Here is a 13,079-nt window from a genome sequence, read left to right as displayed (position 1 = left end):
CCGCTCAGCCCTCCGCCGGACTGGCCAGACGGTAACCGACGCCGCGCACGGTTTCCACCAGATCCGGGCGGCCCAGCTTGGTGCGCAGGGTGGCGATGTGCACGTCCAGGGTCCGGTTCGCCCCGGACCAGCTGCGGCCCCACACCTCGGCGATGATCCGTTCCCTGGTGCACACCGCGCCGCGGGCCTGGGCCAGCATGGCCAGCATCTGGAACTCCTTGCGGGACAGCGCGACCGGCACGCCGGCCACGGTCACCTCGTACCGTCCCATGTGGACCTCGACATCGCCGAAGGTCAGCGCCGCGCCTGGGGTGCCGCTGCCCTCGCCGCGGCGCCTGCGCACCGCGTGCACCCGCGCCACCAACTCTCCGATGTCGTACGGCTTCACCAGGTAGTCATCGGCCCCGGAGTGCAGGCCCAGGATCCGGTCGTCGACCTCCCCGCGCGCCGACACCACGATCACCGCGACATCGCTGGCCGCCCGGATCGCCCGGCACAGCACAAAGCCGTCCACGTCGGGCAGCCCGAGATCCAGCAGCACGACGTCGACATTGCCGACCGCCTCCAGCACGCCCTTGCCCGAGGGCAGGCGGGTGACAGCCATGCCGCGCCTGGTCAGCGCGGGCTCCAAAGCCTCGGCCACTCGGTCGTCGTCCTCGACCAGCAGTACCCGCACGTGTGGTGCCTCCCGACTCACGTGGCTCATCCGTGACAGAGTTGAGACCCTAAGTCTTACTCAAGTGCCCTGGACTGGTGTGGTTTCCGACCCCTAGGTTTCCGCCATCGTCCACCACCCCGTGTTCTGCCGACTATGGAGGTTTGATGACCTCGGCCGCCCACACTCCGCCGATGATCCGAATGGCGGGCGTGGACAAGTTCTTCGGGCCGCTGCACGTGCTGAAGAACATCGACCTGGAGGTGCCCAAGGGCCAGGTCGTGGTCGTGCTCGGGCCCTCCGGCTCCGGCAAGTCGACGCTGTGCCGGGCCATCAACCGGCTTGAGCCGATCAACTCCGGAATCATCGAGGTCGACGGCAAGCAGCTGCCCGCTGAGGGCAAGCAGCTGGCCGCCCTGCGCGCCGACGTCGGCATGGTGTTCCAGCAGTTCAACCTGTTCGCGCACAAAACCATCCTCGAGAACGTGATGCTCGCCCCGATGAAGGTGCGCAAGCTGAACAAGACCGATGCGCGGCAGCGTGCCATGGAACTGCTGGAGCGGGTCGGCATCGCCAACCAGGCCGACAAGCACCCCGCCCAGCTCTCCGGCGGCCAGCAGCAGCGGGTGGCCATCGCCCGCGCGCTGGCCATGCGCCCGAAGGTGATGCTCTTCGACGAGCCCACCTCGGCACTGGACCCGGAGATGGTCCAGGAGGTCCTGGACGTGATGACCACGCTGGCCAAGGACGGCATGACCATGCTCGTGGTCACCCACGAGATGGGCTTCGCCCGCAAGGCCGCGGACCGGGTCATCTTCATGGCCGACGGCGAGATCGTGGAGGACTCCACCCCGACGGAGTTCTTCACCAGCCCGCGCTCGGCCAGGGCCAAGGACTTCCTCGGCAAGATCCTCACTCACTGAAACGCTTCGGCGCCCCAGCGAGATGAACGGGCGAGGCAGCCGCCTCGTAGTTGAGATGATCCGAAAGGGACAGCAGATGCGCGTTACCCGAGTCCTCCAGGCGGGTGTGGCCGTTGCCGCCGCGGTCGCCCTCCTCGGCGCCTGCGGTGGCGGCGGGAACGCCGGCAGTGGCGGCGACAAGAAGCTCACGGTCGGCATCAAGTTCGACCAGCCCGGCCTGGGCCAGAAGACCGGCACCGGCTACGAGGGCTTCGACGTCGACGTGGCGACCTTCGTCGCCAAGGAGCTGGGCGTCGACGCCAAGAACATCAACTGGGTCGAGGCCAAGTCGGCCGACCGGGAGAGCCTGCTGAAGAAGGGTGACGTCGACTTCATCGCCGCCACCTACTCCATCACCGAGAAGCGCAAGACCGAGGTGGACTTCGTCGGCCCGTACCTGGTCACCGGCCAGGACCTGCTGGTCAAGGCGGACAACACCGCGATCACCGGCCCCGAGTCGGTCAACGGCAAGAAGCTGTGCTCGGTGAAGGGCTCGACCTCCGCCGACACGGTGGTCACCCGGTTCGCCAAGGAAGCGTCGCTGCAGCAGGTCGACGGCTACTCCCAGTGCCTGTCCGGTCTGGACACCGGCACCATCGACGTGCTGACCACCGACGCCACCATCCTGGCCGGTCTGGCCGCCAAGCAGCCGGGCAAGTACAAGCTGGTCGGCAAGACCTTCACCACCGAGAACTACGGCATCGGCCTGAAGAAGGGCGACGCCCGCAAGGCCGACATCGCCAAGGCGGTGGAGAAGTTCTACTCCTCCGGTGAGTGGAAGAAGGCCATCGAGAAGAACCTCGGCTCCATCTTCAAGGTCGGCGAGCCGCCGGCCCTGACCGAGAAGTGAGCTGACCTCTAGTTGAGCCCGGGGTGCCGGGCGCGGCGACGACCGTGCCCGGCACTTCGTCTACCACCGTCTACTCAAGTCATAGGTCGAGGAGACCATGCTGGACTTCCTGAGCGAGTACGACGTGCTCGGCGCCTTCTGGGGCACCGTGCAGCTCACCGTGTACTCAGCCATCGGCTCCCTGGTGTGGGGCACCGTGCTCGCGGGCATGCGGGTCAGTCCGGTCCCGATCATGCGGGCGTTCGGCACGGCCTATGTGAACATCATCCGGAACACCCCGCTGACGCTGATCATCCTGGCCATGTCGCTGGCGCTGTACAACGTGCTGGGCCTGAAGCTGGCCCGTGAGCTGCCCGGCGACCTGACCTTCCTGGACACCAACAACTTCCGGCTCGCGGTGCTCGGTTTCGTCATCTACACCTCGACCTTCGTCTGCGAGTCGATCCGGGCGGGCATCAACACGGTGCCGGTCGGGCAGGCCGAGGCATCCCGCGCGCTGGGCCTGGGTTTCGGCCAGACACTGGGCATCGTGGTGCTGCCGCAGGCCTTCCGCGCCGTGGTGGCCCCGCTGGCCAGCGTGCTGATCGCACTGACCAAGAACACCACGGTGGCCAGCGCGATCGGTGTCGCCGAAGCCTCGCTGCTGATGTCGGACATGATCGAGAAGGAAAGTGACAAGATCATCCTGGTCTTCGCGATCTTCGCGCTGGGCTTCGTGGTGCTCACCCTGCCAACCGGTCTGGTGCTCGGCTGGGTCAGCAAGAAGGTGGCGGTGAAGCGATGAGCGCCCCCTCGGTTCTCTACGACGCGCCCGGCCCGAAGGCCAAGGCCCGCAACGTCGTCTACACGATCATCTTCGCCGTGGTGCTGCTCGCGGTGCTCTACTGGATCTTCGTCCAGCTCGGCGCCAAGGACCAGCTGCGGCCGGAGCTGTGGACCCCGTTCTTCACCGAAGGCACGGTCTGGACCACGTTCCTGCTACCCGGCCTGCTCAACACGCTCAAGGCCGCGGCGCTCGCGCTCCTGATCGCGCTGCCCATCGGCGCGCTCTTCGGCATCCTGCGGCTGTCCGACCACGTGTGGATCCGCGTGCCGGCCGCCACGGTCGTGGAGTTCTTCCGCGCCATCCCGGTGCTGCTGCTGATGGTCTTCGCGAACGAGTTCTACGCGGCCTTCACCGACGTGGACCGGGCGGACCGGCCGCTGTTCGCGGTGGTCACCGGCCTGGTGCTGTACAACGCCTCGGTGCTGGCCGAGGTGGTGCGCGCGGGCATCCTGTCCCTGCCCAAGGGCCAGACCGAGGCGTCCATGGCGCTGGGCATGCGCAAGACGCAGACCATGCGGATGATCCTGCTGCCGCAGGCGGTGACGCTGATGCTGCCCGCGATCGTCAGCCAGGTCGCGGTGATCGTGAAGGACACCGCGCTCGGCGGTGCGGTGCTCAGCTTCTCCGACCTGATGCGCCAGTTCCGGATCCTGCCGAACGAGTACAACAACAACGTGCTCCAGACGATGATCGTGATCGCGCTGATCTACATCGCGCTCAACAGCCTGCTCAGCTGGGTGGCCCTGCTGCTGGAGAAGCGGATGTCCCGCCGCAGCCGCCCACCGCGCGGGGTCAAGGCCGACCACCTGGAGCAGCCGACCGGCCCCGACCCGATGGCGGCCACTGGCCTGCGCACCGGTGACGGCGGTGCCGGCGGTTAGCCAGCCGCGAAGCTCGGCGACGGCCCGTCCCCATCCCGGGGGCGGGCCGTCGCCGTTAGGCTGGGCCGGTGCAGCGGATCGCCCTCGTGGCCCTGACCGGTCTCCTCGTCCTGACCGCCTGCGGCGGCGAGGACCCCGCCCCCAGCACCACCCCCGGCGGCACCGCCACCAGCGTCTCCATCCCACCCACCTCCGAGCAGGCCAGCGGCTCCCCCACCATCGACAAGATCAAGGCCCGCGGGCGCATGGTGGTCGGGGTGGCGGACAACCTGCCGGGCGTGAGCAAGTACAACCAGGACGGCGGCAAGCACAGCGGGTTCGACATCCGGCTGGCCGATCTGATCGCCACCGGGTTCGGGCTGCCCAAGGACTCGGTGCGCTTCCGCAGCACCACCGCGGCCACCCGACTGTCCACTTTGGAGAGTGGCGACGTGGACCTGGCCTTCGGCGGCATCAAGACCAGCAAACAGCCGCAGATCGGCCTGGTCGGCCCGTACCTGCCGGTGCACCAGGACCTGTTGACCCGCAAGGGCACCGGCTCGGTCGCCCCGGGCCAGCCGGTGTGCGTAGTGGCCGAGTCGGGTGCGGCGGAGAAGGCACGCGCGGTCAGCGCCAACATCGTCGAGGAGCGCAACGGCGACGCCTGCGTGAGCGCGCTGCGCTCGGGGGCGGTGACCGCCTTCTCCGGGGACGACCTGGTGCTGCGCGGCTCCGCGGCCGCGGAGAACGGCGCCTTCACCGTGCTCGGCCGCAACCTGGGCGCCGAGGGCTACTTCGTCGGCATCCCGGCCCGCGACCGCGCGCTGCGTGCCAAGCTGGTGGAGGTCCTGGGCAAGGCGATCAGTGACGGGTCCTGGGCGAAGCTGTACCAGGAGAGCTTCGGCTCGCCCGCGCCCGCGCCGCCGAGCGTGAAGTAGTCACGGTCGGCTCTCGAACTCATCACCAGCGGTGATCCGGGTTAACAACGGGCTCACCAGGGGCGACCCTGGAGACATGCGTCCCGACCGGTACACCCCGCTGGGCCAGGTCAGCCTGCTCATCGGCTTCGCCACCATCGCGGTCGCCCTGGCGCTCTACCTCGGCGACCCGGCCCGCCTGATCGGCGCTGGCGCCACCGCCCTGGCCGGTCTGGGCGCGGTCGCGCTCGGCCTGGTCTTCCTGCGCCGCGCCGACCGCCAACGGCAGGCCTGCTTCCGCGAGGGGCTGACCGCCATCGAGTCCATCACCGACGACCACCTCCGCGACGCCCTGCACGCCAGCCTCGCGCTGAGCCTGACCGGGGTCCGGATCAGCCTGGCCGAACTGACCAAACTGGCCGCCACCGAGGCGGCGCCGTCCGGCAAGGGCACCATCACCGTCATCGGGCCGCACACCCAGGCCCGCAAACGTTAGTCGAAATCCCCCGACCGAGCCCGCCGCACCGCAGCCGGGGTGCCCAGCTCTGCCCGCATCCCCGGCCGGGCGGCGTAGAAGTCCAGCATCCGGTAGGCCAGCACCGGATCCACGCCCAGCATCCGCCCCTCGATGAGCACCCCGGGCTCCCGCGGTGGCCTGCCGGCGAGCCAGGCGCGCTGCTGATGCTCGATCCGGTTGTCGAAGGCGGACACCCAGATCCGCGGTCCGTCCCCGGCGACCGCGGCCACCTGCCGCACCCCGTCCCAGCCCAGCCTGGACCGGAAGCCCCAGCTTCGATGCTCGATCCCGTCCGGGGTCAGCACCAGCCGTCCGCGCACGATCCGCCCTGCCAGCACCTGCGCCGGGTAGACCAGGAAGAACAGCCCGGCCGCGCCGAAAACCCCGGCGGCAGCGGCCGGGGCGACGACCGCCGGACTGCGCCCGAGGTCGTAGGCGGCCAGCCCGAGGATCAGCGCCATCAGCACGGTGAGCACGAGCGCCCCGGCGAAGCCCAGCCAGGAATAGGGCAACACGGTCCCCTGCCGCCCGGTCAGGTCCGGCGCCGTGCGCACCTGGCCCCGGCGCCGCCGGACCCTGCTGTCGTAGCCCAGCACCACGACCACCGCGAAGACGAGCCCGAACAGCACGAAGTACTTGACCGCCGGATCGAACTCGCCGCCCCGCAGCAGCGCCGCACCGCCGAAGGACACCAGCGCGAGCAAAGTCAGCCAGCCCAGGGCTAGGTACCAGCGGCCGCGCGCCCGCGGCCATTCCGGTGGCCAGGGCAGCGGTTGGACAGACGGTGTCGAGGACATCGCCGCCACCGTACCCACCCCGGCCACCGGGGGCCTGACGTCGCCTCAGTCGTCCTTACGCCGCCGGAACAGCTTGAGCAGCGGGTCGTAGCGCCGGTCCGCCACCCGTTCCTTCAGCGGGATCAGCGCGTTGTCGGTGATCTGGATGTGCTCGGGGCAGACCTCGGTGCAGCACTTGGTGATGTTGCACAGCCCGAGCCCGTGCTTGCTCTGCGCGTCCTGGTGCCGGTCGGCCGCGTCCAGCGGGTGCATCTCCAGTTCGGCGATGCGCATCAGGAACCGCGGCCCGGAGAAGGACTCCTTGTTCTCCTCGTGGTCGCGCACCACGTGACAGGTGTTCTGGCACAGGAAGCACTCGATGCACTTGCGGAACTCCTGCGAGCGCTCCACGTCGACCTGCTGCATCCGGTAGTCACCAGGGGCCACGCCCTCCGGCGGCTTGAACGCGGGCACCTCGCGGGCCTTGACGTAGTTGAACGACACGTCGCACACCAGATCGCGCACCACCGGGAAGGTGCGCATCGGGGTCACCGTGACCGTCTCGGACTCGGTGAAGGTGGACATCCGGGTCATGCACAGCAGCCGCGGTTTGCCGTTGATCTCCGCGGAGCAGGAACCGCATTTGCCCGCCTTGCAGTTCCAGCGAACGGCGAGGTCGGGGGCCTGGGTGGCCTGCAGGCGGTGGATGATGTCGAGCACCACCTCGCCCTCGTTGACCTCCACGGTGAAGTCGGTGAGACCGCCGCCCGCGCTGTCCCCGCGCCAGACCCGGAAGTGCGCCTGGTAGCTCATCTCAGCCCCGCTCTTCCTGGCCGCCCGGATGCCCGGTCAGCTCGGCCTCGGTGTAGTACTTGCGCAGCTCGCCGATCTCGAAGAGCGACAACAGATCCTCGCGCATCGACGACGGCGTCTCCCTGGTCACGGCCACCCCTGGACCGTCCACAGTGCACACCAGGGTGGTGTGCCGCCAGGTCGGATCCATCACCGGGAAGTCGTCCCTGGTGTGCCCGCCGCGGCTCTCGGTGCGCTCCAGGGCCGCCCTGGCCACGCATTCGCTGACCAGCAGCATGTTGGCCAGGTCCAGCGCCAGGTGCCAGCCGGGATTGAACTGCCGGTGGCCCTCGACCCCGGCGTGCGCCGCGCGCTGCCGCAGGTCGTCGAGCTTCTTCAGCGCCAGGGTCATCTCCTCGCCCTTGCGGATGATGCCGACCAGGTCGTTCATCACCTGCTGGAGTTCGGTGTGCAGCGTGTACGGGTTCTCCACCGGACCGTCGACCGCGGCCGCGGTGAACGGCGTCAGCGCCGCCTCCGCCGCACTGTCCACATCGGACTGGAGCACTGCCGGCCGCACCGTCCCGAGACCCTCCACATAGGACGCCGCGCCGGCCCCGGCGCGCTTGCCGAAGACCAGCAGGTCGGACAACGAGTTGCCGCCCAGGCGGTTCGAGCCGTGCATGCCGCCGGAGACCTCACCGGCGGCGAACAGGCCCGGCACCCTGGACTGACCGCTGTCCGGGTCCACCTGCACCCCGCCCATCACGTAGTGACAGGTCGGGCCGACCTCCATCGGCTCCGCGGTGATGTCCACATCGGCCAGTTCCTTGAACTGGTGGTGCATCGAGGGCAGCCGCCGGATGATCTCCTCGGCGGGCAGCCGGCTGGAGACGTCCAGGAACACCCCGCCGTGCGGCGATCCCCGGCCCGCCTTGACCTCGGAGTTGATCGCCCGCGCCACCTCGTCGCGGGGCAGCAGCTCCGGTGGGCGCAGGTTGTTGTCCGGGTCGGTGTACCAGCGGTCGCCCTCGGCCTCGGTCTTGGCGTACTTGTCCTTGAAGACCTCGGGCACGTAGTCGAACATGAACCGCTTGCCCTCGGAGTTGCGCAGCACGCCGCCGTCCCCGCGCACCGACTCGGTGACCAGGATGCCCTTCACACTCGGCGGCCAGACCATGCCGGTCGGGTGGAACTGCACGAACTCCATGTTGATCAGCGCCGCGCCCGTGCGCATGGCCAGCGCGTGCCCGTCCCCGGTGTACTCCCAGGAGTTGGAGGTCACCTTGAAGGACTTGCCGATGCCGCCGGTGGCCAGCACCACCGCCGGGGTCTCGAAGAGCACGAACCGGCCGGACTCGCGCCAGTAGCCGAACGCGCCGGAGACCCGGTCGCCGTCCTTGAGCAGTTCGGTGACCGTGCACTCGGCGAAGACCTTCAGCCTGGCCTCGTAATCACCCGATTCGGCGAAGTCCTCCTGCTGCAAGGACACGATCTTCTGTTGCAGGGTGCGGATCAGTTCCAGCCCGGTGCGGTCGCCGACGTGGGCCAGCCGCGGGTACTCGTGGCCGCCGAAGTTGCGCTGGCTGATCCGGCCGTCCTTGGTCCGGTCGAACAGCGCGCCGTAGGTCTCCAGCTCCCACACCCGCTGCGGCGCCTCCTGGGCGTGCAGCTCAGCCATCCGCCAGTTGTTCAGGAACTTGCCGCCGCGCATGGTGTCCCGGAAGTGCACCTTCCAGTTGTCCCCGGAGTTGACGTTGCCCATGGCCGCGGCGATGCCGCCCTCGGCCATCACCGTGTGCGCCTTGCCGAACAGGGACTTGCACACGATCGCCACCCGCATGCCGTGTTCCCTGGCCTCGATCGCCGCGCGCAGGCCAGCGCCGCCGGCACCGATCACCACGACGTCGTAGCTGTGCCGTTCGACTTCGCTCATGCTGTGTCTAATTCCTCGCTGTCAGATGCCCCGAAGGTCAGTTGAAGAGGCGCAGGTCGGTGAGCACACCGCTCGCGACCAGCGACACGTACAGGTCAGCCAGCCCCACCGAGGCCAAGGAGGCCCAGGCGAGCTGCATATGCCTGCCGTTGAGCTTGGACACCTTGCCCCACAGCCAGTACCGCACCGGGTGTTTGGAGAAGTGGGTGAGCCGCCCGCCGATGATGTGCCTGCAGGAGTGGCAGGAGATGGTGTAACACCAGATCAGCACCACGTTGGTGAGCAGGATCAGACTGCCAAGGCCGATGCCGAAGCCACCGTCCTTGCCGGTGAAGGCGATCACCGCGTCCCAGGTGAGGATGCCCGCGATCGGAATGGCCGCGTAGAAGAAGTAGCGGTGGATGTTCTGCACGATCAGCGGGAACCGGGTCTCGCCGGAGTACTTCGCGTGCGGCTCGGCGACCGCGCAGGCCGGGGGCGAGAACCAGAACGCCCGGTAGTAGGCCTTGCGGTAGTAGTAGCAGGTCAGCCGGAAGCCGAGCACGAACGGCAGCACGAACAGCGGCGGCGTGATCAGGAACCCGAGATCGGGGAACCAGCGGCCGAAGTGCGCGGAGCCCTCAACGCAGGCTTCGGAGAGGCACGGCGAGTAGAACGGCGCCAGGTACTGGTACTGGGGCACCCAGTACGCGCTGTTCATGAACGTGCGGACGAGCCCGTAGACGATGAACGTGGCCAGTCCGGCGAAGGTCAGCAGGGGAGAAAGCCACCACCGGTCGGTGCGCAACGTGCGTGCGTCGATGCGCGCCCGACCGGCGGCGTTGTCGGAAACCGTCATGGTGTCCCTTGTTCGCTGGTGTCCGCGTCGTTGCGAGTCAGCGGGTGGTGCTCCGTCTCGACCGAAACGGGATGGCCCTGCCCTATGCCTGGGCCCGGTAGCCGCCTACGCCCTCGTCATCGGCCCCGCGCCACAGGTCGGGGTCGTACGGGGTGTCGGAGACGACGACCATCTCCCGTTGGCCCGCGGTGCGCGGGACCGGCAGGGCGGACAGTTCGGCGGCGTCGATGTCGAGCCGGTCGACATCGTTGGCGATCCGCCGTACCGCGGTGGTGTCGCCATAGCGCAGCCGCAGCTGGGTCAGACTCTGGCGGAGATCGCCGATCGCTCGCTGCAGAGCGGCCAGTTCCGTGTCCGGCATACCGAACACCTCCCTCGACGCGTCGTGGTGGTGCCGCAGACTCTGCCCGCTGACTGGACCTTGTGACAAGGCCCACACGCCAGGTTTCATCCGGTGGTCTCATCCGGGCGAAACTCGGCTGCTTCACGCTTCTGTATCGGTTTTGCTGTTACCGGGGAGTTACGCCTAACGTGTGAGACGTACTGACTGCCAGCTACGCGGCGCCAAAGTCGTCTCCGCGGGGTCACCCAGGTGGCCCAAGGACCGACGAGGAGCCCCGGCATGAGCCAGCTTCATTCCGTCATCGCGGATGTGACCGACCGGATAGCCGCCCGCAGCGAGCGCTCCCGAACGGCCTACCTGCGACGACTCGCCGTCGCAGCAGGTGAGGGACCGGCCCGCGGTGGCCTGGGGTGCAGCAACCTGGCGCACGGATTCGCCGGCATCACGGGCCCGGACCGGGCGCTGCTGCGCGCCAACCGGGCGCCCGGCATCGCGATCGTGTCCAGCTACAACGACATGCTCTCCGCGCACAAGCCCTTCGCCGACTACCCGGAGATCATCAAAGCCGCGGTGCGCACCGCGGGCGGGGTGGCCCAGTTCGCCGGCGGCGTGCCCGCCATGTGCGACGGCATCACCCAGGGCCGCGGCGGCATGGAGTTGTCCCTGTTCAGCCGGGAGGTCATCGCGATGGCCACCGGCGTCGCGCTCTCCCACGAGATGTTCGACGGCGCGCTGCTGCTCGGCGTCTGCGACAAGATCGTGCCCGGTCTGCTGATCGGCGCGCTGGCCTTCGGGCACCTGCCGACCCTGCTGATCCCGGCCGGTCCGATGGCCTCCGGCCTGCCCAACAAGGAGAAGGCCAGGGTCCGGCAGCTCTTCGCCGAGGGCAAGGCCACCCGCGCGGACCTCCTCGAAGCCGAGGAGGCCTCCTACCACTCGCCGGGGACCTGCACCTTCTACGGCACCGCCAACTCCAACCAGCTGGTGGTCGAGGTGATGGGCCTGCACCTGCCCGGCTCCAGCTTCGTGCCCCCCGACACCGGCCTGCGCCAGGCGCTGACCGAGCACGCCGCCCGCCGGGTGGTGGAACTGGCGCACGGACGCGGCGAGTACACCCCGATCGGCGAGGTGGTGGACGAGCGCAGCGTGGTCAACGGCGTGGTCGCGCTGCTGGCCACCGGCGGGTCCACCAACCACACCCTGCACCTGCCCGCCATCGCCGCGGCCGCGGGCATCCAGCTCACCTGGGACGACTTCAGCGACCTGTCCAGGGTGGTGCCGCTGCTGGCCCGGATCTACCCCAACGGCAGCGCGGACATCAACCACTTCCACGCCGCCGGCGGCGTGCCCTACCTGGTCGGCGAGCTGCTGGACGCGGGACTGCTGCACGCCGACGTGCGCACCGTGGCCGGTCCCGGCCTGCACCGCTACCGCCAGGAGCCGACCATGGCCGGCGGCGAGCTGACCTGGCGGGACGCGCCCAAGCGCAGCCAGGCCCCCGAGGTGCTGACCTCGGTGCGCGAGCCCTTCGCCGGGGACGGCGGGCTGCGGGTGCTGCACGGCAACCTGGGCACCTCGGTGATCAAGGTGTCCGCGGTGGCCCCCGAACACCGGGTGGTGCACGCGCCCGCGCGGGTGTTCACCGACCAGCACGCGGTCAGCGCCGCCTTCGCCGCCGGCGAGGTGGACGGCGATGTCGTGGTGGTGGTCCGCAACCAGGGCCCGCGCGCCAACGGCATGCCCGAACTGCACGGGCTGACCCCGGCGCTGGGTGTGCTGATGGACCGGGGGCACCGGGTCGCGCTGGTCACCGACGGGCGGATGTCCGGCGCCTCCGGCAAGATCCCAGCCGCCATCCAGCTCACCCCAGAGGCCGCGGTCGGCGGCATGCTGGCCAGGGTCCGCGATGGCGACATGATCCGCCTCGACGCCGAGGCGGGCATCCTGGAGGTGCTGGTGCCCGACGCCGAACTGGCCGAACGCGCGATCGTGGACGGCCCGCCCGCCGACGAGGAGTGGGTCGGCGTGGGCCGGGAGCTGTTCGGCGCGTTGCGCACCGCGGTCGGCCCGGCCAGCCAGGGCGCCAGTGTTTTCCCCCTGCCCGCGAACCCGGGCCTGCCGATGGAGGTAGTTCAGTGACCACCGCACGGGAGCTTCTCGCCGTCTCCCCCGTCATCCCGGTCGTCGTCATCGACGAGGTCGAGCACGCCGTGCCACTGGCGCGGGCGCTGGCCAAGGGCGGGATCGGCGTCATCGAGGTGACCCTGCGCACCGCCGCCGGGCTGCCCGCGATCGAGCGGATCGCGGCCGAGGTGCCGGAGATCCTGGTCGGCGCGGGCACCGTGATCACCGCCGAGCAGGCGACCGCCTCGGTCAAGGCGGGCAGCCGGTTCCTGGTCACCCCGGGCACCACGCCCAGCCTGCTCTCCGCGCTGGAGGACTCGGGGGTGCCGTTCCTGCCCGGCGCGGCCACCATCTCCGAGGCGCTGGCGCTGGCCGAACGCGGGCACGAGACGCTGAAGTTCTTCCCTGCCGAGCAGTCCGGCGGCACCACCTTCCTCAAGGCGCTCTCCGGACCGTTGCCGCACCTGCGGTTCTGCCCGACCGGCGGCATCACCGTCACCAGCGCCCGCGGCTATCTGGCGCTGCCCAACGTCTCCTGCGTCGGCGGCTCCTGGCTGACCCCCAAGGCCGCGCTGGCCGCCGGGGACTGGGCCGTGGTGGAGAAGCTGGCCGCCGAGGCCGCCGCACTCGCCTGACCCGTCCCGTCCCGGCCCTGGATTCGCACCAGGGCCGGGGCCGGATCG

14 protein-coding genes are annotated in these 13,079 nt (G+C 69.6%); 8 read left to right on the top strand and 6 right to left on the bottom strand.

Annotated features, from left to right (window positions below; genetic code table 11):
- Window positions 1-4: 4 nt before the first annotated feature.
- Window positions 5-676 (bottom strand): response regulator transcription factor, encoded by a 672-nt coding sequence (locus MZC64_RS20455; protein WP_247758905.1) that lies wholly within the window; start codon window positions 674-676, stop codon window positions 5-7.
- A 173-nt stretch (window positions 677-849) separates the two neighbouring features.
- On the opposite strand from MZC64_RS20455, the gene MZC64_RS20450 reads away from it, so the two are divergent.
- The 6 genes from MZC64_RS20450 to MZC64_RS20425 all read left to right on the top strand — a co-directional run bounded on the left by MZC64_RS20450 (window position 850) and on the right by MZC64_RS20425 (window position 5,566).
- Window positions 850-1,578: an amino acid ABC transporter ATP-binding protein gene (locus tag MZC64_RS20450; protein ID WP_247758761.1), complete on the top strand. Its 729-nt coding sequence runs from the start codon at window positions 850-852 to the stop codon at window positions 1,576-1,578.
- 76 nt (window positions 1,579-1,654) lie between these two features.
- A complete protein-coding gene (locus MZC64_RS20445; protein ID WP_247758762.1) occupies window positions 1,655-2,467 on the top strand; it encodes a glutamate ABC transporter substrate-binding protein in 813 nt (270 codons plus the stop codon).
- Window positions 2,468-2,564: 97 nt separating this feature from the next.
- Complete coding sequence (locus MZC64_RS20440) at window positions 2,565-3,251, top strand: amino acid ABC transporter permease (RefSeq protein WP_247758763.1); 687 nt, start codon at window positions 2,565-2,567, stop codon at window positions 3,249-3,251.
- Window positions 3,248-4,174, top strand: a complete 927-nt coding sequence (locus tag MZC64_RS20435) for an amino acid ABC transporter permease (protein WP_247758764.1) — start codon at window positions 3,248-3,250, stop codon at window positions 4,172-4,174. Before MZC64_RS20440 ends, MZC64_RS20435 begins: the two co-directional genes overlap by 4 nt.
- 68 nt (window positions 4,175-4,242) lie before the next feature.
- Window positions 4,243-5,091 carry a transporter substrate-binding domain-containing protein gene (locus tag MZC64_RS20430; RefSeq protein WP_247758765.1) on the top strand — a complete coding sequence of 283 codons (849 nt, stop codon included), beginning with the start codon at window positions 4,243-4,245 and terminating at the stop codon, window positions 5,089-5,091.
- Between the two features lie 76 nt (window positions 5,092-5,167).
- The gene (locus tag MZC64_RS20425; protein WP_247758766.1) at window positions 5,168-5,566 is read left to right on the top strand and encodes a hypothetical protein; all 399 of its coding nucleotides are present in this window, start codon (window positions 5,168-5,170) and stop codon (window positions 5,564-5,566) included.
- Here the strand turns inward: MZC64_RS20425 and MZC64_RS20420 are convergent.
- The 5 genes from MZC64_RS20420 to MZC64_RS20400 all read right to left on the bottom strand — a co-directional run bounded on the left by MZC64_RS20420 (window position 5,563) and on the right by MZC64_RS20400 (window position 10,290).
- Entirely contained in the window at window positions 5,563-6,384 is an 822-nt protein-coding gene (locus MZC64_RS20420) for a hypothetical protein (protein WP_247758767.1), read from the bottom strand. The genes MZC64_RS20425 and MZC64_RS20420 overlap by 4 nt on opposite strands.
- A gap of 45 nt (window positions 6,385-6,429) precedes the next feature.
- On the bottom strand, window positions 6,430-7,176 hold the full coding sequence (locus MZC64_RS20415; RefSeq protein ID WP_247758768.1) for a succinate dehydrogenase/fumarate reductase iron-sulfur subunit: 747 nt from the start codon (window positions 7,174-7,176) through the stop codon (window positions 6,430-6,432).
- 1 nt (window position 7,177) lies between these two features.
- Entirely contained in the window at window positions 7,178-9,091 is a 1,914-nt protein-coding gene (locus MZC64_RS20410) for a fumarate reductase/succinate dehydrogenase flavoprotein subunit (protein ID WP_247758769.1), read from the bottom strand.
- Between the two features lie 37 nt (window positions 9,092-9,128).
- Entirely contained in the window at window positions 9,129-9,929 is an 801-nt protein-coding gene (locus MZC64_RS20405; RefSeq protein WP_247758770.1) for a hypothetical protein, read from the bottom strand.
- 82 nt (window positions 9,930-10,011) lie between these two features.
- Window positions 10,012-10,290, bottom strand: coding sequence for a hypothetical protein (locus MZC64_RS20400; protein WP_185002544.1), 279 nt, complete (start codon window positions 10,288-10,290; stop codon window positions 10,012-10,014).
- Window positions 10,291-10,551: 261 nt separating this feature from the next.
- On the opposite strand from MZC64_RS20400, the gene edd reads away from it, so the two are divergent.
- Together edd and eda are read left to right on the top strand one after the other, a co-directional pair.
- Entirely contained in the window at window positions 10,552-12,411 is a 1,860-nt protein-coding gene (gene edd / locus MZC64_RS20395) for a phosphogluconate dehydratase (protein ID WP_247758771.1), read from the top strand.
- Window positions 12,408-13,031 (top strand): bifunctional 4-hydroxy-2-oxoglutarate aldolase/2-dehydro-3-deoxy-phosphogluconate aldolase, encoded by a 624-nt coding sequence (gene eda, locus MZC64_RS20390; RefSeq protein ID WP_247758772.1) that lies wholly within the window; start codon window positions 12,408-12,410, stop codon window positions 13,029-13,031. Before edd ends, eda begins: the two co-directional genes overlap by 4 nt.
- Window positions 13,032-13,079 lie beyond the last annotated feature (48 nt).

The sequence above is a fragment of the Crossiella sp. S99.2 genome (assembly GCF_023094165.1).
Classification (GTDB): domain Bacteria; phylum Actinomycetota; class Actinomycetes; order Mycobacteriales; family Pseudonocardiaceae; genus Crossiella.
The sequence above is the reverse complement of the archived record's forward strand: the minus strand, read 5'-3'. Positions and strand labels throughout refer to the sequence as shown.

Excerpts from the sequence above, each read along its gene's own strand:
- MZC64_RS20420 (WP_247758767.1), bottom strand. The coding sequence starts at position 6,384 with ATGTCCTCGACACCGTCTGTCCAACCGCTGCCCTGGCCACCGGAATGG.
- MZC64_RS20425 (WP_247758766.1), top strand. The coding sequence starts at position 5,168 with ATGCGTCCCGACCGGTACACCCCGCTGGGCCAGGTCAGCCTGCTCATC.
- MZC64_RS20440 (WP_247758763.1), top strand. The coding sequence starts at position 2,565 with ATGCTGGACTTCCTGAGCGAGTACGACGTGCTCGGCGCCTTCTGGGGC.
- MZC64_RS20405 (WP_247758770.1), bottom strand. The coding sequence starts at position 9,929 with ATGACGGTTTCCGACAACGCCGCCGGTCGGGCGCGCATCGACGCACGC.
- MZC64_RS20415 (WP_247758768.1), bottom strand. The coding sequence starts at position 7,176 with ATGAGCTACCAGGCGCACTTCCGGGTCTGGCGCGGGGACAGCGCGGGC.
- MZC64_RS20410 (WP_247758769.1), bottom strand. The coding sequence starts at position 9,091 with ATGAGCGAAGTCGAACGGCACAGCTACGACGTCGTGGTGATCGGTGCC.
- MZC64_RS20450 (WP_247758761.1), top strand. The coding sequence starts at position 850 with ATGATCCGAATGGCGGGCGTGGACAAGTTCTTCGGGCCGCTGCACGTG.
- MZC64_RS20435 (WP_247758764.1), top strand. The coding sequence starts at position 3,248 with ATGAGCGCCCCCTCGGTTCTCTACGACGCGCCCGGCCCGAAGGCCAAG.
- MZC64_RS20400 (WP_185002544.1), bottom strand. The coding sequence starts at position 10,290 with ATGCCGGACACGGAACTGGCCGCTCTGCAGCGAGCGATCGGCGATCTC.
- MZC64_RS20445 (WP_247758762.1), top strand. The coding sequence starts at position 1,655 with ATGCGCGTTACCCGAGTCCTCCAGGCGGGTGTGGCCGTTGCCGCCGCG.
- edd (WP_247758771.1), top strand. The coding sequence starts at position 10,552 with ATGAGCCAGCTTCATTCCGTCATCGCGGATGTGACCGACCGGATAGCC.